At 68.7% G+C, this 19976-nt stretch carries 12 protein-coding genes; 10 read left to right on the top strand and 2 right to left on the bottom strand.

Going from position 1 to position 19976, the window contains the following annotated elements; all coding sequences use genetic code 11:
* The first annotated feature begins 74 nt into the window (after positions 1–74).
* The 3 genes from M0G41_RS03290 (at position 75) to M0G41_RS03280 (ending at position 4487) form a co-directional block, all read left to right on the top strand.
* Entirely contained in the window at positions 75–1907 is a 1833-nt protein-coding gene (locus M0G41_RS03290; protein WP_248204987.1) for a hypothetical protein, read from the top strand.
* A 99-nt stretch (positions 1908–2006) separates the two neighbouring features.
* Positions 2007–2684 (top strand): glutathione S-transferase family protein, encoded by a 678-nt coding sequence (locus tag M0G41_RS03285; RefSeq protein WP_248204986.1) that lies wholly within the window; start codon positions 2007–2009, stop codon positions 2682–2684.
* 12 nt (positions 2685–2696) lie between these two features.
* On the top strand, positions 2697–4487 hold the full coding sequence (locus tag M0G41_RS03280) for an MBL fold metallo-hydrolase (RefSeq protein WP_248204984.1): 1791 nt from the start codon (positions 2697–2699) through the stop codon (positions 4485–4487).
* Between the two features lie 923 nt (positions 4488–5410).
* On the opposite strand, the gene trhA is transcribed toward M0G41_RS03280, so the two are convergent.
* Positions 5411–6064: a PAQR family membrane homeostasis protein TrhA gene (gene trhA / locus M0G41_RS03275; RefSeq protein ID WP_248205588.1), complete on the bottom strand. Its 654-nt coding sequence runs from the start codon at positions 6062–6064 to the stop codon at positions 5411–5413.
* Between the two features lie 102 nt (positions 6065–6166).
* Here trhA and M0G41_RS03270 point away from each other — a divergent pair, with 102 nt between their 5' ends.
* From M0G41_RS03270 to M0G41_RS03250, 5 genes are all read left to right on the top strand, one after another.
* Positions 6167–8254: a monovalent cation:proton antiporter family protein gene (locus M0G41_RS03270; RefSeq protein ID WP_248204982.1), complete on the top strand. Its 2088-nt coding sequence runs from the start codon at positions 6167–6169 to the stop codon at positions 8252–8254.
* A gap of 119 nt (positions 8255–8373) precedes the next feature.
* Positions 8374–9075 carry a YIP1 family protein gene (locus M0G41_RS03265; protein ID WP_248204980.1) on the top strand — a complete coding sequence of 234 codons (702 nt, stop codon included), beginning with the start codon at positions 8374–8376 and terminating at the stop codon, positions 9073–9075.
* Positions 9072–10316 (top strand): efflux RND transporter periplasmic adaptor subunit, encoded by a 1245-nt coding sequence (locus tag M0G41_RS03260; protein WP_248204979.1) that lies wholly within the window; start codon positions 9072–9074, stop codon positions 10314–10316. Before M0G41_RS03265 ends, M0G41_RS03260 begins: the two co-directional genes overlap by 4 nt.
* Positions 10313–11014 carry an ABC transporter ATP-binding protein gene (locus tag M0G41_RS03255; protein WP_248204977.1) on the top strand — a complete coding sequence of 234 codons (702 nt, stop codon included), beginning with the start codon at positions 10313–10315 and terminating at the stop codon, positions 11012–11014. Before M0G41_RS03260 ends, M0G41_RS03255 begins: the two co-directional genes overlap by 4 nt.
* Entirely contained in the window at positions 11011–12240 is a 1230-nt protein-coding gene (locus M0G41_RS03250) for an ABC transporter permease (protein WP_248204975.1), read from the top strand. The genes M0G41_RS03255 and M0G41_RS03250 overlap by 4 nt, the downstream gene beginning before the upstream one ends.
* Positions 12241–12620: 380 nt before the next feature.
* Here M0G41_RS03250 and M0G41_RS03245 read toward each other — a convergent pair whose 3' ends face one another.
* The gene (locus M0G41_RS03245; protein WP_248204974.1) at positions 12621–14801 is read right to left on the bottom strand and encodes a TonB-dependent receptor domain-containing protein; all 2181 of its coding nucleotides are present in this window, start codon (positions 14799–14801) and stop codon (positions 12621–12623) included.
* Positions 14802–15004: 203 nt separating this feature from the next.
* Between M0G41_RS03245 and M0G41_RS03235 the strand changes: the two genes are divergently transcribed.
* A complete protein-coding gene (locus M0G41_RS03235; protein WP_282452640.1) occupies positions 15005–17101 on the top strand; it encodes a cytochrome D1 domain-containing protein in 2097 nt (698 codons plus the stop codon).
* Positions 17102–17678: 577 nt separating this feature from the next.
* On the top strand, positions 17679–19952 hold the full coding sequence (locus tag M0G41_RS03230) for a nitric-oxide reductase large subunit (RefSeq protein WP_248204972.1): 2274 nt from the start codon (positions 17679–17681) through the stop codon (positions 19950–19952).
* Positions 19953–19976: the final 24 nt, after the last annotated feature.

Raw genomic sequence — 19976 nt, 5'->3', positions numbered from 1 at the left:
GATCCCAGCCTGAAAGCACGGAACCCGGCGGCCGCCGCGCGGTCACTGCCTGCATCCTCCCGCGGACGCCCCCGATGCGCCATTGCAATCCGCTGACCGCGCTGCTGTTGGCCACCGCGCTGCCGATCCCTGCGGCGGCCGGCGGGTTGTGGGACGCGGGCCTCCTGCAGGGTGGCTGGCGCAGTGAGCTGCCGCGCCCCAGCTATGGCACCGCTTCCGATCCGCTGGTTTTCGAAACGGCCTGCCGCTTTCCCGGCGTCGAGTTCGCCCTCTGCCCGGCCCATCCCGGCATCGCCGGCCCCCCGGCGCGGGTCTTTTCGCAGAGCCACTGGCAGGATCAGCGCAGCGATTCCGAAGGCCGCTACTGGGTCGTGGGCGCCAATGCCGAGCCGGCCGGTGATGCCGCCTGCAACAGCGGGCCGCCGAACCAGAGCGAGGCCATCGCGGCACCCTTCGAGGACGTCTTCGGCCTGCGCTTTGGCCCGCCGGAGGACGGCCGGGCGCCGTGGCGCAACGAGTGGCTGCTGGCGGTCGACCTCGCCCACCGCCCGCGGCAGCTCGCCGATCGGCCGGACTGCGTCACCCGCGACTACATTCCCTATCTGGGCGTTGGCATCGCCAGCGAGCGAGGCGGCGGCGGGGCGCCGCTGGCCCGCTTCGAGCCCGGCCGGACCGGGCCGCTGCTGCGCCTGGGGCTTCGCCTCGTCGATAGCAATGCAGAGGTCTTCGATGCCGGCCAGCCGATCCCGCCGGACCCGCGCGGCCAGCACGCAGGGATCTGGCTGGAGGCGCACTGGGGTGAGACCCGCCGCTGGATCTGGCTGGCCCTGTTCAGCAGTTTCGAGCACCCGGACGAGGTCTATGCCGCGCCCTGGAACTGGGCCCTGCGCGAGTCCTTCCATGCGCCGGGCGCGGATATCGTGGTGGCCTCGCTGCCGGCTCTGCGCCGCAGCTGCCCCCAGCAGGACTGGCCGGGACCCTCGCCGGCGCCCGCGGCCTGGCAGGAAGGGGTCAGGCATGAGTTCGTCCTCGACATCGGCGCACTGTTCGATTGCCTGGGCGCTCGCTTCCAGCAGCCGCCGCCTTCCGCGAAGCTGGAACTGACCGGCGTGCACGGCTGGATCGAGGTCGGCCTGCGCGAGCGCGACGGGCTGCCGGGTTTTTCCGCCGAGGACTACGACTCGCGTCTGGGCATGGCCTTCGATGGCTTCGACCTGCTGCCACCCGAACTGCATGGCCTGGCCGAGGATCCGATCCTGCTGACGAGGCTGGCCGGTCGCTTCGGCGGGCGCGAGCCGGAGGCCGCCGCGGCCCGGGTCGCGGGACTCGATCCGCGGCTTGAGCGCGGCGCTGCGATCGCCGATCTGCTGGCCGATGCCGAGACCGCCGAGCACGGCCTGCTGCCGATCCTGCTCCAGCATCTGCTTCTGGATGCCGGCAGCGCGGCCTGGCTGGGCGGCCAGCAGCGGCGGCTTGCCGCCGGCAGCCTGTCGCTGGAGGGCGCGGCGCACCAGATCCTGCGTGCCCAGGGTGGCGGGCGCGGCCTGCCGATGGAACCCTGGGTGGAGGGCCTGCAGTCGCGCTTCCTTGTCCTGTCCGGCCTCGACCGGGGCGCGGCGCGGGCGCGCTCGCCCTGGCTGGTCGAGGCGGGCAAATGGCAGCGGCTGATCGCGCTGGGCCGGACCACGCCCGGCGCCCTGGCCGAATTCCTCGCGCGCGAGCTGCTGGCGCTGCCCGCCGGGCGCCGCCTGGCCGAGGTCGACCTGCTGCACCACGCCTTTCTGGGGCGCCCCGCCGCGCCTGCCGAGCTGGCCCGCTGGCGCACGCCGTCGGCGTCCCCGCAGCAACTGGCCGAGCAGCTCTACTACGGCGCCGAGTTCCGCGCCTCGGTGGCCGCCGGCCTCTGAGCCCGGCGCATCCGGTCTGCGCTGCGGCACGGACCTCAGACGGGGAGGAATCACCCCGCAGTCGGGTAGGATGGCTGCATCTTTCCGCAGGAGACCGCGATGCCGGCGATCACCGTGCACCACCTCAACAACTCGAGATCGCAGCGCGTGCTCTGGATGCTCGAGGAGCTGGGGCTCGATTACCAGGTGCGCCGCTACGAGCGGGACCGCGAGACCATGCTGGCGCCGGAGTCGCTGCGCAAGGTCCATCCGCTCGGGAAGTCCCCTGTCATCGAGGACGGCGAGCGGGTGGTCGCCGAGTCAGGGGCGATCATCGAGTACCTCGCCGTTCGCCACGGCAACGGCAGGCTGGTCCCCGAACCGGGCAGTGATGACTACTGGCGGTGCCGCTACTGGATGCACTTCGCCGAAGGCTCGGCCATGCCTCCGCTGCTGATGAAGCTGGTCTTCGACCGTGTCGAGTCCTCGAAGATGCCCTTCTTCGCGCGACCCATCGCCCGCGGCATCGCCGACAAGGTACGGAGCAGCTTCGTCATGCCGCAGATCAAGGCGCAGCTTGCCTACATGGAAGCCGAACTGGAGGGGCGCGACTGGTTCGCCGGGCGCGAGCTGAGCATCGCCGACATCATGATGAGCTTCCCACTGGAGGCGGCGAAGTCGCGTGGCGGACTGGGCGAGTCGCACCCGCGCCTGCTGCGCTGGCTCGATGCCATCCATGCCCGGCCAGCCTACCGGCGCGCGCTGGAGCAGGGCGGCGAGTACGCCTTCGCGGACTGAGCGGAGGCCTGCATGAAGGTCCGCTTCTGGGGCACCCGGGGATCGCTGGCCAAGCCGGGCCCGCGCACCGTGCGCTACGGCGGCAATACCTCCTGCGTGAGCGTGGAGACCGCCGCCGGGACCCTGCTGGTGATCGACTGCGGCACCGGCGTGCACGACCTTGGCCAGCACCTGCTGGAGACCCGCAAGGGGCCGATCCGCGGCCACGTGCTGATCAGCCACACGCATTGGGACCACATCCAGGGCATTCCCTTCTTCGCGCCCCTGTTCCTGCCCGGCCACCAGTGGGACTTCTATGCGGCGCAGGGCTTCGGCGAATCGCTGCGCGAGACCCTCGCGGGGCAGATGGAGTACACCTACTTCCCGGTGACGCCCGAGGCCTTCAATGCCAGCGTCCACTACCACCATCTCGGTGAGGGCAGCCTGCGCATCGACGACGTGCTCATCCGCACGCGCTACCTCAACCACCCGGCACTGACGCTCGGCTTCCGCATCGAGGTCGACGGCGCGGTCCTGGTCTATGCCTGCGACCACGAGCCGCATGGCGCGGAAGCCGCGCACGGCGGCGAGCTCAGCGGCGAGGATGCCGAGCATGCCGCGTTCCTGCGCGGTGCCGATCTGGTCATCCACGACGCCCAGTACTGCGCCGCCGAGTATCCGAACAAGAAGGGCTGGGGCCACAGCACGGTGGAGTACGCCACCCGCGTCGCCGCCAGCGCCGGGGTCAAACGGCTCGCGCTCACCCACCACGATCCGCTGCGCCACGACGAGGCCATGGACACCCTGATCGCCGGCCTGCGCGAGCGGCATCCAAAGGAATGCGCGGCGCTCGAGGTGTTCGCCGCCGCCGAGGGCATGGAGATCGAACTCGTCGGCACGGCCGCCGCTCGCGAGGAAGGGCCCTCGGCCCTGCAGCCCGCCGAGCGCTCACGGCCCGGGCCGATCGTGGTGTTCAGCAGGGATCAGGCCACGGTCGAGCGGGTGCGCGGCTTTGTCGCTGGTGACGGCATCGAGGTGCATGGCGAGTCCAAGGCCGACAGGCTGATCGACAGCCTTGGCAGGCTGCGCGCCGGCCTGCTGCTGATCGACGCCGAGGTCGGTTTCGACGACGCGCATGCCGCGGCCACGGCGCTCGCCCGCTCTGGCGACCCGAGGCTGGCCCAGCTGCCCTGCGTGGTCCTCGGCGCCGCCGCGCCCAAGGACGGCCGCGACTGGTCCGGCGTGGCCGGCTGGCTCAATGCGCCCTACTCGCCGGAGTACGCGCGCGCCCGGCTGCGCGCTTTCCTGCTGCGTGCCCGCTGTCGCTGGCAGGTGGCGCCGCTGCCCGAGGACGAACAGGGCCGCCTGGAGGCCCTGCGAGCCCTGCGCCTGCTCGACACGCCGCGCGAGGAGCGCTTTGACCGATTCACCCGCATGGCCTCGGCCATGTTCGACATGCCCTTTGCCTTCATCAGCCTGGTCGACGCCGAGCGCCAGTGGTTCAAGAGCTGCATCGGCATCGATGCCGAGGAGACCTCGCGCGAGGTCTCCTTCTGCGCCCACGCCATCCACCAGCGCGAGCTGTTTGTGGTGCCCGACACCCTGCTCGACGACCGCTTCGCCGACAATCCGGTGGTCGCCGACGGCCCACGAGTGCGCTTCTACGCCGGCTATCCCCTGGTGCTCGACAGCGGCCACTGCATTGGCACCCTGTGCCTGGCGGACCAGCGCCCGCGCGACCTCAGTGAGGAGCAGTCACGCCTGCTCGGCGACCTCGGCGCCCTGGTGCTGAAGGAGATCCAGTCCCGCCAGCAGGCCGCCTGAGCCGGCGCCACCGGAGGTCCGCTTCGGGCGCGAAGTTCGCATTCGCCCCGGTCCCGCTGTAGGAGCCAGCTTGCTGGCGATAGGCGCCCCGGATGGGACGATCGCCAGCAAGCTGGCTCCTACAGCAGCGGTGCTGCCAGGTCCGGTTTGTGCCGCGAAGCAGCCCTTACCGCAGTCAAATTGTGGGAGTGCCCTCGGGCGCGACCGCGGAGACCCGCTCTGGCCGCAGTCTGTGGTGAATCTGGAGCGCTGCGGTGGCGCCCAAGGGCACTCCCACAGTCGGGCACCGTTGGGGGTCGGCGAAGGCCTATAGGGTGCGTCTTGGACGCACCGATACGGGCGTTCGGACGGTACGCCCGGTGCGGCCAGCCGCACCCTATGAATGTCTTCTTCGCGCCCGAACCGGGCATCGCCATCGGCTTCGCAACGAGGTGCGATTGTAGGAGCGGGCTTGCCCGCGACCGCGGCGCCAAGGATCTTCCCGGTTCGCGGCCACAGCGGCCTCGCTGCGGTCGCGCCCGTGTGCGCTCATACAGTCCCGCTTCGTTGGGCGTCGGCGAAGCCCCATAGGGTGCGTCTTGGACGCACCGATACGGGCGTTCGGACGGTATGCCCGGTGCGGCCAGCCGCACCCTATGAATGTCTTCTTCGCGCCCGAACCGGGCATCGCCATCGGCTTCGCAACGAGGCGCGATTGTAGGAGCGGGCTTGCCCGCGACCGTGGCGCCAAGGATTGCCCAGGTTCTCGGCCACAGCGGCATCGCTGCGGTCGCGCCGGTGTGCGCTCATACGGTCCCGCTTCGTTGGGCGTCGGCGAAGCCCCATAGGGTGTGCCTTGGCACACCGATACGGGCGTTCGGACGGTATGCCCGGTGCGGCCAGCCGCACCCTATGGTTGTTTGTTGGATGCTCCCCGCATCCGCTCAATACTCCGCGGCAATGACCTGCTGGGTCACGGCGACGAAATGGCAGACGCTGCCGGCGATGACGAACAGGTGCCAGACCGCGTGGCCGAAGCGCAGCGAGCGCTTGAGGTAGAAGATCACGCCGACGGTATAGGCGATGCCGCCGGCGCCGACCCAGGCCAGGGTGTCGCGGGGCAGGTGCTCGAGCATGCCCGGCGCCGCGATCACCGCAATCCAGCCCATGCCGACGTAGAGCGCGGTGGACACGCCGCGGAAACGGCCTGCGGTGTAGAGCTTGAACAGGACCCCAGCTGCCGCAAGTGCCCAGACCAGCCCGAACAGCCACAGCCCGCCGTGTTCACGTAGTCCGATCAGGCTGAACGGGGTGTAGGTGCCGGCGATCAGCAGGTAGATCGAGCAGTGGTCGATGACCTTGAACCAGTGCTTGGCCCGCGGGTGGGGGAGGGCGTGGTAGAGCGTCGATGCCAGATAGAGCACGAACAGGGTGGCGCCGAACGCGATCGCCGCACCCAGCTGCCACCCATCGCCCCAGACTGCGGCGAGGGTGATCAGCACCGCGCTTCCGCCAAAGGCCAGCAGCGCACCGATCCCGTGGGTCAGGGCGTTGGCGATTTCCTCGGCGGTGGAATAGGAGGGGGCGTTCACGGGCAGGCATCATGGCCAGCCGGATGAGCGAAGAGCAAGCGGGAGTTCGCACCGGACCGGGTCATCGGCCTGCTAGGCTGTCGCGACGTTCCCTGCTCGGGGTCCCATTTGGCGCCCGCTCACGCCTTTCTCGAAAGCTTCGGCATCGCCGTCTGCGTGGCTGCGGCGACCAGCTGGCTGTCGGTCAAGCTGCGCCAGCCCCCGGTGCTGGGCTACCTGCTCGCCGGCCTGATCGTCGGTCCCTATCTCGGCCTCACCCTGGTCAGCGACCGCGCGGCGATTGCCTCGCTGTCGGAGCTCGGGGTGATCCTGCTGATGTTCTTCCTCGGCCTCGAGTTCAGCCTGCGCCACCTGATCCGGGTCGGCCCCCGCGCCTTCGTGATCGCCTTCCTCGAGGTGGGCGTGATGATCTTCGCCGGCCTGTCGATCGCCCGGGCCTTCGGCTTTGGCGGCGTGCAGGCGCTGTTCTTCGGCGGCGTGGTGGCGATCGCCTCGACCACCATCATCGCCAAGGTGTTCGAGGAGCAGCGCCCCGAGCGCCCGCTGCGGGAGCTGGTCCTTGGCGTGCTGATCGTCGAGGACCTGCTGGCCGTGTTCATGCTCGCCGTGTTCAGCGCCATCGCCAAGACCGGGGATGCCAGCTTCGACGGCCTGGCCGACACCGCCCTCAACCTGGGGCTGTTCCTGGGCGGGCTGCTCCTGGTCGGCATGTGGCTGGTGCCCAGGCTGGTGCAACGGGTGGTCAAGGAGAACCGTCCGGAAACCACCCTGCTGGCCAGTGTCGGGATCTGCTTCGCCGTGGTGCTGGCCACCGAGCACTTCGGCTATTCGGTGGCCCTCGGCGCCTTCCTTGCCGGCTCGCTGGTCGCGGAGTCCGGCGAGGAGAAGCGCATCGAGCAGCTGGTGCGTCCGCTCAAGGACCTGTTCACCGCGGTCTTCTTCGTTGCGGTGGGCATGTCGATCGACCCCAGCGTGCTCGGCGAGCACTGGCCAATGGTGCTGTTGATGACCGCCACCGTGCTCCTGCTCAAGCCGGTTGCGGTGGCCTTCGGTGGTTTCGTCGCCGGTGCCGGCATCTCGCGCTCGGTGCGCGCCGGCATGACCATGGGCCAGATTGGCGAGTTCAGCTTCATCATCGCCGGGCTGGGCCTGACGCTTGGCGCGGTGGACCCCTCGCTGTACCCGATTGCCGTGGCGGTCAGCGCCATCACCGTGCTGACCACCCCGGTGATGGCACGGCGCGCCGAAGGCGTGGCCCGCGCGGTGGATCGCTTCCTGCCCAAGCCGCTGCAGACCTTCGCCGCGCTCTATGCCAGCTGGATCGACGACCTGGTCCGCGCCCGCAATCGCGGCGCGCTGGGCCATGGCGCGCAGATCCGCCGGATCAGCCTGCTTCTGATCATCGATGCCGCCCTGCTCTGCGGCATCGTGATCGGTGCCGCGATCGGCGGGCCGCAGCTGCTGGGACGGATCGAGGAGTGGGTGGCCCTTGGCGACGCCGGTCCGATGCTGATGTGGATCGCCACCGCCTTGCTGATCGCGCCCTTCGTGCTGACCTCGGTGCGCCTGGCCCGGGCCCTGGGAAGGCGTCTGGCGAAGCTGGCACTGCCGCAGACGGCCGAAGGCGTCGACTTTGCCGCGGCCCCGCGCCGGGCCATGACCATGACCCTGGAGATCGCCATCGTCGCCGGCGTCGGCCTGCTCTGCCTGCTGGTCACCGCACCCTTCCTGCCGCCCTTCGGCGGCGCTGCCGTGCTGGCCCTGATCGTGCTGGCGCTTGCGGTGGCCCTGTGGCGCAGTGCGACCAACCTGCAGGGGCATGTTCAGGCCGGCTCCCTGGCCATCCTCGATGCCCTCGGCAAGCGTTCACCGGGCGCCGGCGCGGGCAGCTCGGCGCTGGCCCTGGAGCAGGTACGCGAGATCCTGCCTGGTCTCGGCGACCTGCAGCCCGTGCCGCTGGACACCAGCTCCGCCTGCATCGGCCAGAGCCTTGGCCAGATCGGCCTGCGTTCGCGCAGCGGGGCCAGCGTGCTGGCGATCCGGCGCAGCGAGGCCCTGGTCTCGGACCCGGACGGCAGCTGCGTGCTTGAGGTAGGCGATGTCGTGGTGCTCGCCGGCAGCCAGGAGGCGGTGCAGCAGGCCAGGGCCATCCTGCTCGGTGAGCCGGAGCCCGACGAGGAGGCCGGCGGCGCCTAGGCGCCGGGCCGCAACGCGCTGCGCGGGTCGAGACCCTGGGGGCGTGTCACATCTGCGCTTGTTGTTCATCTGGGGTTGTGTTCGAAACGCCCGTCCACCATTGCCCAAGGGGAAACCGCATGTCCGCATTCGCCACGCTCGGCCAGGTCTTCACCGATCCCGCCAAGGCCTTCGAGTCGCTCTACGAGCGCTCCAATCCGGTTCTGCCGCTGCTCTTGCTGATTCTCGGCAGTGCCGCGCTGATGACCTGGTACTACCAGGTGGTGGACATGTCCTGGCTCATCGACCAGATGCTGGCGGCCTCGCCACAGGGCGGTGATCCGGCTGCCCGCGCCGGCATGGAGAAGTTCATGACGCCGGCGACCATGACCGTCACGACCGTGGTCAGCATCGCCGTCATGCTGCCGCTGATCCTGCTGCTCACGGCGGTCTACTACCTGCTGAGCGCCAAGGTGGTCGGCAGCGAGATCGGCTTCGGCAAGTGGTTCTCCTTCGCCGCCTGGGCCTCGGTGCCGACCTTGCTGACCATCCCGGCCGGCGCGGTGGCGATCCTCATGGCCAGCAATGGCCAGCTCGGCACCCACGAGGTCAATCCGCTGACCCTCAACCAGCTGTTCTTCCACCTGCCGATGGGCCACCACTGGCAGGCCCTGCTCGACGCCGTCCACCTGCCGATGCTCTGGAGCCTGTTCGTCAGCGCGGTCGGCTACAGGGTCTGGACGAAGAAGTCGGCGGCCACCTCGTGGATCGTCGTCTCGCTGCCCTACGTCCTGATCTTCGGCATCTGGGCGCTGGTCCTGGCCTTCACGGGTGGCGCATGAACAAGCGCTGGCTGGTGTTCGGTGCGATCGCCCTGCTGATCGCGCTGCCGGTGTTCCTCAAGTCGCGCACCAGTGACGCCAAGGCGGTGGACGTGCAGGCGGTGTCGCCGCGCGAGGTCAAGGCCTCGATCCTGGCCTCGGGCAACCTGGTCTTCCGCGAGCAGGCCCTGCTCTCGCCCGAGGTGATCGGCAAGGTGCGCGCCGTGCTGGTCGAGGAGGGCGACAAGGTCGAGGCCGGCCAGGTCGTGCTGCGCCTCGATGAGCAGGTCTACCAGGCCGAAGTCGCCCAGCAGGAGGCCTTCGTCCGCCAGCAGCGGATCAACATCGAGCGCCAGCGGCTCAACGTGGCCAATGCCGAGCGGCAGTGGAAGCGCGTGCACGAGCTGAACGAGCGCGGCCTGCTGGACGACAACCAGGCCGATAGCAGCCGCCACGCCTTCGACGTCGCCAAGGTCGAGCTGCAGGCCAGCCGCGAGGCGCTGAAGCAGGCCGAGGCCTCGCTGCAGCAGGCGCGCGAGCGCCTGGCCAGGACCGAGATCCGCGCGCCGATCGCCGGCACCGTGATGGCGGTCGACATCAAGGTCGGCGAGACCGCGGTGTCCAGCGCCACCGGCATCGCCGGCTCCTCGCTGATGACCATCGCCAATCCCGACAGCCTGATGACCGAGGTGAATGTCGACGAGGCCGACATCGCCCGCATCGCGGTCGGCCAGCCGGTGGACGTGTTCGCCGCGGCCTTCCCCGATACCGCGCTGCCGGGGGAGGTGGAGAGCATTCCGCTGTCACCGCGCAGCCAGGGGGTTGGCCAGCAGACATCGCTGGCGCGCAACTACGCGGTCAAGGTGCGCCTGGCCGACCCCAAGGCGCTGGCGCTGCGCCCGGGCATGACCTGCCGCGCCGAGATCTACACCGCGAATGCCGAGAACGTGGTGGCGGTGCCGGTGCAGGCGGTGTTCTCGACCAACCAGGCCAGCACCGAGGTCAAGCCGGGCACCGAGGCCCCCGAGGTCGAGCACTACCTGTTCGTCGAGAAGGACGGCAAGGTGGAGCGCCGTGTGGTGGAGGTCGGACTGTCCGACGACAGCTGGCAGGAGGTTCGCGCCGGCCTCAGCGACGGCGAGCGGGTGGTCACCGGCCCCTACAAGGTGCTGCGCCACCTGAAGGATGGCGAAGCCGTGGAGGCCAGGGCCCCGCGCGAGGGTGCCAGCGACGAGTCGGTCGAAAGCGGGGAGGCGGCGTGAGCCAGGCCCTGCTGCGGCTGGAGGGCATCTCCAAGCGCTACGAGATGGGTGGCGAGACGGTGCATGCCCTGCGCGGCGTCGACCTCGAGATCGCCCGCAACGAGAGCATCGCCTTCATCGGCGCTTCGGGCTCGGGCAAGTCGACGATGATGAACATCCTCGGCTGCCTCGACCGGCCGACCGAGGGCCGCTACTGGCTCAACGGCCGCGACGTCGCCAGCATGAGCGAGGATGAGCTGGCCGAAGCGCGCAACCGCGAGATCGGTTTCATCTTCCAGAGCTTCAACCTCCTGCCGCGCGCCAGCGCCCTGCAGAACGTGATGCATCCGCTGGTCTACCGCGGCGTGAAGCTTGCCGAGCGTCGCCGACGCGCCGAGGAGGCGCTGTCCCGCGTCGGTCTGGGCGCGCGCATGGGCCATCTGCCCAACCAGCTCAGCGGCGGCCAGCGGCAGCGCGTGGCGATCGCCCGCGCCCTGGTCGGCGAGCCCTCGATCCTGCTCGCCGACGAGCCCACCGGAAATCTCGACTCCGCCACCACCGCCGAGATCATGCGCCTGTTCGACGCCCTGCATCGCGATGGGCAGACGGTGATCCTGGTGACTCACGAGCCCGACATCGCCGCCCACTGCGAGCGCGTCGTCCGGCTCTCCGATGGCCAGGTGGTCAGTGACGTGCGCCAGGAGAAGGTCGCCGCATGAACATGCTCTGGGAAAGCCTGCGCTCGGCGCTGGCCAGCATCCGCGCGCACGGGCTGCGCAGCTTCCTCACCACCCTCGGGATCATCATCGGTGTCGCCTCGGTGATCGCCGTGGTCTCGCTGATCCAGGGCCTCTCGCACTCGATCACCAGCCAGTTCGAGGGACTCGGCGGCAACAGCCTGACCATCCAGTCCGATACCTCGTTCCAGGAGGCCATGCAGGGCAAGCGCAACCGCCTGACCCTGGCCGACTTCGAGGCCATCGTCCACCACATCGACGGCATCTCCGACGTCACCCCGCTGTTCGTTGCCAATATCGGCGGTGACCGCCTGCTGCGCTACCAGGGCAATACCGCGTTCACCCAGGTGCTGGCCACGCGCGGCAGCTTCGCCGACAGCCGGCAGATCTATCCCGACCTTGGCCGCTTCCTGATCGACGGCGACGAGGCCTCGCGCCGCCGCGTCGTGGTCATCGGCGAGAAGGTGCGCGAGAACCTCAAGCTGCCCGAGGACCCGCTGGGCGAGTTCATCGAGATGGGCGGCGAGTGGTTCAAGGTCGTTGGCGTCACCGAAAAACGTGGCGAGATGTTCGGCTTCAGCCAGGACGACTACGCCATCATCCCGTTCTCCACCGGCATGACTGCGTATGCCGATCCGGTGCGCCAGGACATCGATATCAGCTTTACCGTCGCCGACATCGATGAGATCGAGCCGGTCAAGGACCGGGTCACCGCCCTGCTGCGCCAGCTGCACGGGCTCAAGCCCGGCGAGCGCAACGATTTCAGGGTGCAGACGGCGAGCCAGCTGACCGAGTCGTTCTCGCAGGTGATCGCCACCGTCACCCTGGTGCTGGGCGGCATCGTCAGCGTGTCCCTGCTGGTTGGCGGCATCGGCATCATGAACATCATGCTGGTCTCGGTGACCGAGCGGACCCGCGAGATCGGCATCAGCAAGGCGCTCGGCGCCAAGCGCCACCACATCCTGCTGCAGTTCCTGATCGAGGCGACGGTGCTGTCCCTGCTCGGTGGCCTGGTCGGCGTGCTGATCGGCTACGGCCTCGGCTTCGGCGCCGCCAAGCTGCTGCCCGGCTTCCCCGATGCCTACGTGCCCTGGTGGGCCGTGGCCCTGGCCTTCGGCTTTTCGACCCTGGTCGGCATCATCTTCGGCCTGATGCCCGCGGCCAAGGCGGCCAAGCTCGACCCGATCGACGCGCTGCGCTACGAATAGCAAAGCGAAGTGTGGGCGCAAAGCAGACATTCATAGGGTGCGGCTTGCCGCACCGGACGTACCGTCCGAACGCCCGTGTCGGTGCGTCCAAGGCGCACCCTATGGCGCTTCGCTCACGCCCAACGAAGCCCGACTGTAGGAGCGCACATGGGCGCGACCGCGGCGTGACGTGTTCTCCACAGACCGCGGCCAGAGCGAAACTCCGCGGTCGCGGCCATGTCCGCTCCTACGAAGAGCCCGCCCAATCGGGGTCGGTGGCGAATGTCCGCTTCGCGCCCAAAGTCCGCTCCCTGAGCCGCTCCGAGGCTGCCGCCTCGCAGCCTCGTGATCGCCGGTCTGGCTGCCGCCGGGTCGGCGCTGGCGCGACTGCCGCCCCGCCGCTAGAAATCCACCGCCACCCGCAGGCTCAGGGTGCGTCCGGGCTGGCTGTAGAAGCCCAGGTTGGCCTCGTCGGCGGAAAGACCGCGCAACGTGCCCCAGGCCCAGTGCCGACGGTCGAACAGGTTGTTCAGTGCGGCATGGATGCGCAGGGAGGGCAGGGGTGCCCACCAGGCGGTCAGGTCGATGACCGTGTATCCAGGCGGCGCGAAAAGGGAGCCTCTGGATTCATCGAGGCGACGCTTGCCGGACGTGGCGGTGGCGAGCAACTCGCTTCCCCAGCGGCTGCTGTCGGCGCTGAACGCCAGACCGAGCGACAGTCGCGCGGGGTCGATGCTGTTGAGCGGCAGGTCGCGACCCAGATCATCACCCCGCGACCAGCTGGCCGCCCCGCGCAGGGTCCATCTCTCGCCGAGCTGTCGCCGGCCCTCGATCTCGATGCCCTCGATGCGTGCGCGCTGCCGGTTCACCGACTGGAACACCAGGGCGCCGCTGACCGGGTCGGTGCCAAGGTTGGCGCGCGACTCGATCAGGTCACGATAGCGGTTGTGGAAGGCGGTCACGCTGAGCGTTCCCAGGTCGTCGGCCCAGCGCCATCCGATGTCGATGCCGCGGCTGCGCTCGTCGCGCAGGGCGGGATTGGGGCGGACCTCGTAGTTCAGCGCAGGCAGCGACAGTCCGATGTTGAGGTCGGAGAACGGCGGTGAGCGGAAGCCCTCGGCGAACTGGGCGAAGAGCTGCTGTCGATCAGTAAGCGCGAAACGCAGCCCCAGTTTCGTGGTCAGGGCGCCTGCGCTGTCGTTGACCACCTCGAGGTTGGGGAAGTCCTCGCGGAAGGTGGCGTCGGGTCGCGCATCGAGGCGGTAATGCTCATAGCGCAGGCCGGGTATCAGCGACCAGCGCCCGAGGCGGAGTTCGTCCTGGGCAAACAGGCCGACGCGGCGGGCCACCGACCTCGGGAAGTCCCTGACCGGAAATCGCTCGCCGAGGATCACCGTGCTGCGCGCACCCGTGGAGAGGTTGGTCTCCACGCCGTCGCGGTAGCCGCCGTAGTCCTGCTGCTCCAGCTCGACACCGTAGAGCAGGGCATGGCCGAAGGCCGCCCCCTTCCACGCGGCGCTGGCCACCAGGTCGACACCGAGGCTGTCCTGACTGAACACGAACCTGCGCTCGCGCAGCGAAGGAAATGACGTGCCGCGATCGGCATTGCGCGTCTGCGCCGTGTCCTGGGTCACCTCGCTTTGCTGCAGATAGGCCAGCAGGGCCAACTCATGCCGGTACGGATCGTCAAACGACCATCGGGCGGACAGGCCGATCCGCTCGCGTTGGTAGCTGTCGTCGGCGAGAAGCTTGGTGGTGCTGGCGAAGCGCCCGGCGCCGAAGCGTTGCGAGACCACATCGGTCTGCCGCTCGCCGCGCGTGCCTTCGGCGATCAGGTCGAACTCGCCGAGCCAGTCGCTCTGCCCCGCGTAGCGGAGCAGCACGGCCTGCCGCCGGGTGTCTGCGGGGTTGGGTTCGCTCCGTGGCCCCTCGCCGAGGTTCTGCGTGGCCTCTCCGTCGCGGCGCGACGCGGCCAGCAGCAGTCGCCCGCCCTTGCCCGTATCCCGAGCATGCATCGCTGCCAGCAGCAGTCCCAGATCGCGCTGGCTGAACCCGGCACGCAGGCTGCTGACGGCTTGCGCCTCCGGCTTCAGGCCCAGCACGCTGTCGGGGTCGCGGCTGGACAGCGCGATGATGCCGGCCAGGGCATCGCTGCCATAGAGGGTGGAAGCGGGGCCCCGCAGCACCTCCATGCGCTCGAGCAGTTCGAGGTCGGCCAGGTCACGGCTGGCCGAGGCGAACTGCCCGACCGAGAACGTCTCGGGAAGCGGCACACCATCGAGTTCCACCCGGACCCGGTTGCCGCCCAGGCCGCGCAGGCTGAACCCGCTACCGCCAAAGCGGGTGGCATCGGTATCGACGCGCAGTCCCGGGACGAACCGGGCGAGGTCGGCGCTGTCCTGCATCAGCTGTCCCTCGATGCCCTCGCGCTCGACGATGCTGACGGGTGCCGCGACCTGGGCGATGGGTTCCGGGCGTCGACTGGCCACCGCCACGATGGTCTCGAGCGTCACGGGTTCGGCGGCTACGGAAAGCGCTGCGGGAAGCAGGACGAGGAGCGGGGTGTGGGCCAGGCGGCGCATTGGCGATTCCTTTCGTGGGAAGTGGCCTCCAGCCTAGGTAACGCCACCGCCCACGCATTTGACCGGGCTCAAGCCGACGGCCGCCCGTCCAGCAATCTGGCCTGCGTCTGATCCAGATCAAGTCGCCCATCGACTCGGCCGGCGCAGACTGCATTCAGCCCGGAACCGGGGCCCGACACACATACCGGACCAAGGAGCAAGCCATGTTGCGTCGAACCGCATTGTTCAGTGTGCTGCTGGCGGCGTTGGCCGGCCAGGCCTGCGGCAGCGATGTCGTCAACGAGCGGCCGCCCAAGGCTGCGGCGGAGCAGGGCAAGGCGCTCTACCTCGCCAACTGCGCGGCCTGTCACCAGCCGGAGGGAACCGGTCTGCCGGGCGCATTCCCGCCGCTTGCGGGTGCCGACTACCTCGGCAAGCAGACGCCGGCCGATGTCGCCGGTATCGTGCTCAAGGGGCTCAGCGGCAAGCTGGTGGTCAACGGCGTCGAGTACAACAACGTGATGCCGGCGATGAGCCATCTGGGCGACGAGGACATCGCCTCCATCGTCAACTTCGTCTACGCCAGCTGGGGCAACCCGGGGGGCGAGGTGAGCCCGGCCGAGGTCAGGGCGCAGCGCGATGCGCTCTCGGTGTCGGCAGACCCGGCCCAGGGCGAGCGTCACCCGGGCACCAAGGAGGGGGTGATGAAGTACCAGGGCGCGCCATCCACCGTGGCCGCCGAGGACGTCGAGATGGTGGTCAATCCCGACGCGCCACCGATCAGCAAGGCCGAGTTCGGCCGTGCCACGCAGATCTTCTTCGAGCGCTGCGCCGGCTGCCACGGCGTGCTGCGCAAGGGCGCCACCGGCAAGCCGCTGACCACCGACATCACCCGGGCCAAGGGCACCCAGTACCTCGAGGCGCTGATCAACTTCGGCTCGCCTGCGGGCATGCCCAACTGGGGCACCTCGGGCGACCTCACCGCCGAAGAGGTCAACATGATGGCCCGCTTCCTCCAGCATGATCCGCCGGCGCCGCCGGAGTTCGGCATGCCGGAGATGATGAAGACCTGGAAGGTTCTGGTGCCGGTGGAAGAGCGCCCGACGGAGAAGGAGAACGATTACAACATCGACAACTTCTTCGCAGTGACCCTGCGCGATTCGGGCGAAGTGGCCCTGATCGACGGCGACACCAAGAAGATCGTCAGCATCATCAAGACCGGCTATGCGGTCCACATCTCGCGGCTCTCGCATTCCGGCCGCTACGTCTACACCATCGGTCGCGACGGCAGGATCGACCTGATCGACCTGTGGATGAAGGTGCCGGCGCGGGTGGCCGAGATCAAGATCGGCCTTGAGGCGCGCTCGGTGGAAACCTCCAAGTTCAAGGGCTACGAGGACAAGCTGGCCATCGCCGGTGCCTACTGGCCACCGCAGTTCGTGATCATGGACGGCCCGACGCTGGAGCCGATCAAGATCGTGTCGACCCGCGGCACCACCGTGGACACCCAGGAGTACCACCCGGAGCCGCGCGTGGCGGCCATCGTCGCCAGCCACGAACACCCCGACTTCATCGTCAACGTGAAGGAGACCGGCCGCATCCTGCTGGTCAACTATTCGGACCTGGCCAACCTCAACATCACCACCCTCGACGCCGCGCGCTTCCTGCATGACGGCGGCTGGGACGTGACCAAGCGCTACTTCCTCACCGCTGCCAACCAGTCGGACAAGCTGGCCGTGGTGGATTCGAAGGAGCGGCGGATGGTCGGCCTGATCGATGTCGACAAGATTCCGCATCCGGGCCGTGGCGCCAACTTCGTGCATCCGAAGTACGGTCCGGTCTGGGGCACTTCCGCCCTGGGCAACGAGAAGGTGACCCTGGTCGGTACCGATCCGGTCGGCCACCCCGAGCACGCCTGGAAGGTGGTCGAGGTGCTCAAGGGGCAGGGCGGCGGCTCGCTCTTCATCAAGACCCACCCGAAATCGCACAACCTCTGGGTGGACACGCCACTCAACCCTGATCCCGGGATGAGCCAGAGCATCGCAGTCTTCGACACCCGCGATCTCGGCAAGGGTTATGAGGTGCTGCCGATCGCCGAGTGGGCGGATCTTGGCGAAGGGCCCAAGCGGGTCGTGCAGCCGGAGTACAACAAGAACGGCGACGAGGTCTGGTTCTCGGTCTGGAACGGCAAGGACCAGCGCTCGGCGATCGTGGTGGTCGATGACACCACCCGCAAGCTGAAGGCGGTGATCAAGGACGAGCGGATCATCACGCCGACCGGAAAGTTCAACGTGCACAACACGGTGGGCGACGTGTACTGAGCAGGTAGATCCATCTTCCCTGCGCACGGCCCGCCCACGCGGGCCGTGTTTTTTGTCGGTCAGGCGGCAGGGATGGGCGCGAAGAAGACATCCATAGGGTGCGGCTGGCCGCACCGGGCATACCGTCCGAACGCCCGTATCGGTGCGTCCAAGACGCACCCTATGGGGCTTCGCCGACGCCCAACGAAGCCCGACTGTGGGAGCGCCCTTGGGCGCGACCGCGGAGATCCGCTCTGGCCGCGGTCTGTGGTGAATCCGTAGCGCTGCGGTCGCGCCCAAGGGCGCTCCCACAATCTGACTGCGGCAAGGTCTGCTTTGCGGCGCAAACCGGACCTGGAAATGCTGTTGCGTGTGTAGGAGCCAGCTTGCTGGCGATAGGCGCCCCGGAAGGGACGATCGCCAGCAAGCTGGCTCCTACCTTCGGGATCTGCGGAAGGTCCGCTTCGCGCCCAAACGCGCCTTTCCGACCGTCCCGGCCGTCCTCACGTTGGGGCATGCGCATCGCCTGATCTGGATCAGTGCGCCCACGCGGGGCGGAGCCGAGCATGGCGTTCGGGACTCAGCCTAGGAGAGCGCCATGTCCAATACGAAGAAACTCTGGTTGATGCTGGGCGGGCTGTTGTTCTGCTCGTTCAGCGTGCTGCTGTGGATGGGAAGCGAGATCTACCGCCAGGCACCGCCGGTGCCCGGCGCCTTCGTCGCCGAGGACGGCAGCGTGCTGTACAGCCGCGACGATATCCAGACCGGGCGCGAAGTCTGGCAGTCGATGGGCGGCATGCAGCTGGGTTCGATCTGGGGTCATGGCGCCTATGTCGCCCCGGACTGGTCGGCCGACTGGCTGAACCGGGAGGCCAAGGCCCTGCTGGGAATCTGGTCACGGCAGGCTTTCCAGCGTGACTTCCACCTGCTCGACCCAGCGCAGCAGGCCGGACTCAAGGACCGGCTGCAGCGCGAGATGCGCCGCAACACCTTTGACACTGCTTCCGAGCGCGTGGTGCTCAGCAACGACCGGGTGGCTGCAGCCCGCGAGGTCGCTGAACACTACGATGCCCTGTTCGGCAGCGACCCTGCGCTGCGCGAGCTGCGGGAGAACTACGCGATGAAGGAAGCCACGGTGGGCGACCCCGAACGCCGAGCCAAGCTGGCTGCCTTCATCCACTGGGCCGCCTGGGCTGCCGCCACCGAGCGTCCGGGTCAGGACATCACCTACACCAGCAACTGGCCCTCGGAGCCGCTGGTCGGCAATCAGCCGACCTCGGGCATCTTTTTGTGGACGGTGTTCAGCGTGCTGTTCCTGATTGCCGGTATCGCTGCCCTGGTCTGGTACCACGCCGCCCGCGGCGAGGAGCCCGAGCCCGGCCCGCCAAGCGGCGATCCGCTGGCTGGGCTGGTCGTTACCCCGTCGATGCGTGCCACCGCCAAGTACTTCTGGCTGGTGGTGGTGCTGTTCCTGGTGCAGATCGCGCTGGGCGCGACCACCGCCCACTACCAGGTCGAGGGCCAGACGCTCTACGGCTTCGACCTCGCCGAGATTCTTCCCTACTCACTGGTGCGCACCTGGCATACCCAGCTCAGCGTGCTGTGGATCGCCACCGCCTGGCTGGCGACCGGCCTGTTCATCGCCCCGGCGATCGGCGGTCGCGAGCCGGCCTGGCAGCGCTTCGGGGTGAACTTCCTGTTCACCAGCCTGCTGATCATCGTTGTCGGCGCGTTCGCCGGGCAGTGGTTTGCGGTCATGCAGATCATGCCGCTGGACATGAACTTCTGGTTTGGCCACCAGGGCTGGGAGTACGTCGACCTGGGCCGCTTCTGGCAGATCTACCTGTTCGTGGGCCTGATGCTCTGGCTGCTGCTGGTGGGTCGGGGCCTGTGGCCGGCGATCCAGCGTCGTGACGAGAACCGCTCGATCGTCCTGCTGCTGTTCCTGTCGACCGTGGCGATCGGCCTGTTCTATGCCGCTGGCCTGATGTGGGGCCGCCACACCCATATCTCGATGGTCGAGTACTGGCGCTGGTGGGTGGTGCACCTGTGGGTGGAGGGCTTCTTCGAGGTCTTCGCCACCGCGGTGATCGCCTTCCTGTTCACCCGCCTTGGCCTGGTGCGCGCGCGCATCGCCACCGCCGGCGTGCTGTTCGCCACGGTGATCTTCCTCACCGGTGGCGTGCTGGGCACGGCCCATCACTGGTACTGGGCCGGTACGCCGACTTCGGTGCTGGCCATTGGCGCCTCGTTCTCGGCGCTGGAAGTGGTGCCGCTGGCCCTGATCGGCTTCGAGGCCCTGCACACCTACCGCGGTGCCTCGGCGGCACCCTGGATGCCGCGCTACCGCTGGCCGATCCTGTTCTTCGTCGCGGTCGCCTTCTGGAACCTGGTCGGTGCCGGCCTGTTCGGCTTCCTGATCAACCCGCCGCTGGCGCTGTACTACATGCAGGGCCTGAACCTGACGCCGCTGCATGGCCACACCGCGCTGTTCGGCGTCTACGGCATGCTCGGCATCGGCCTGATGCTGTTCTGCCTGCGCCTGATGCGGCCGGCTGTGAGCTGGGACAGCGTTCTGCTCAAGCGCGGCTTCTGGTCGCTGAACATCGGCCTTGCCGCCATGGCCCTGATGTGTCTGCTGCCGATCGGCATCCTGCAGCTGGCCGCGGCCATCGACAACGGGTACGCCTACGCCCGCTCGGCCGAGTTCATGCAGCAGCCGATCATCGAGACCCTGGTCTGGATGCGCGTGCCGGGTGACGTGATCTTCGCCGTCGGCGCCTGCTTCATCGGGGTCTTCGTGGCGCGGCTGTGGATCGGCGCGAGGCAGGTCGATGTGCCGGCGAAGGGGGCGGGACAGGAACTCAACTGAGTCGAACCGCAGCGCTGCCGGACA

Origin of the sequence: Pseudomarimonas salicorniae, assembly GCF_023156535.1 — a bacterium.
Classification (GTDB): Bacteria; Pseudomonadota; Gammaproteobacteria; order Xanthomonadales; family Xanthomonadaceae; genus Pseudomarimonas; species Pseudomarimonas salicorniae.
The sequence above is the reverse complement of the archived record's forward strand: the minus strand, read 5'-3'. Positions and strand labels throughout refer to the sequence as shown.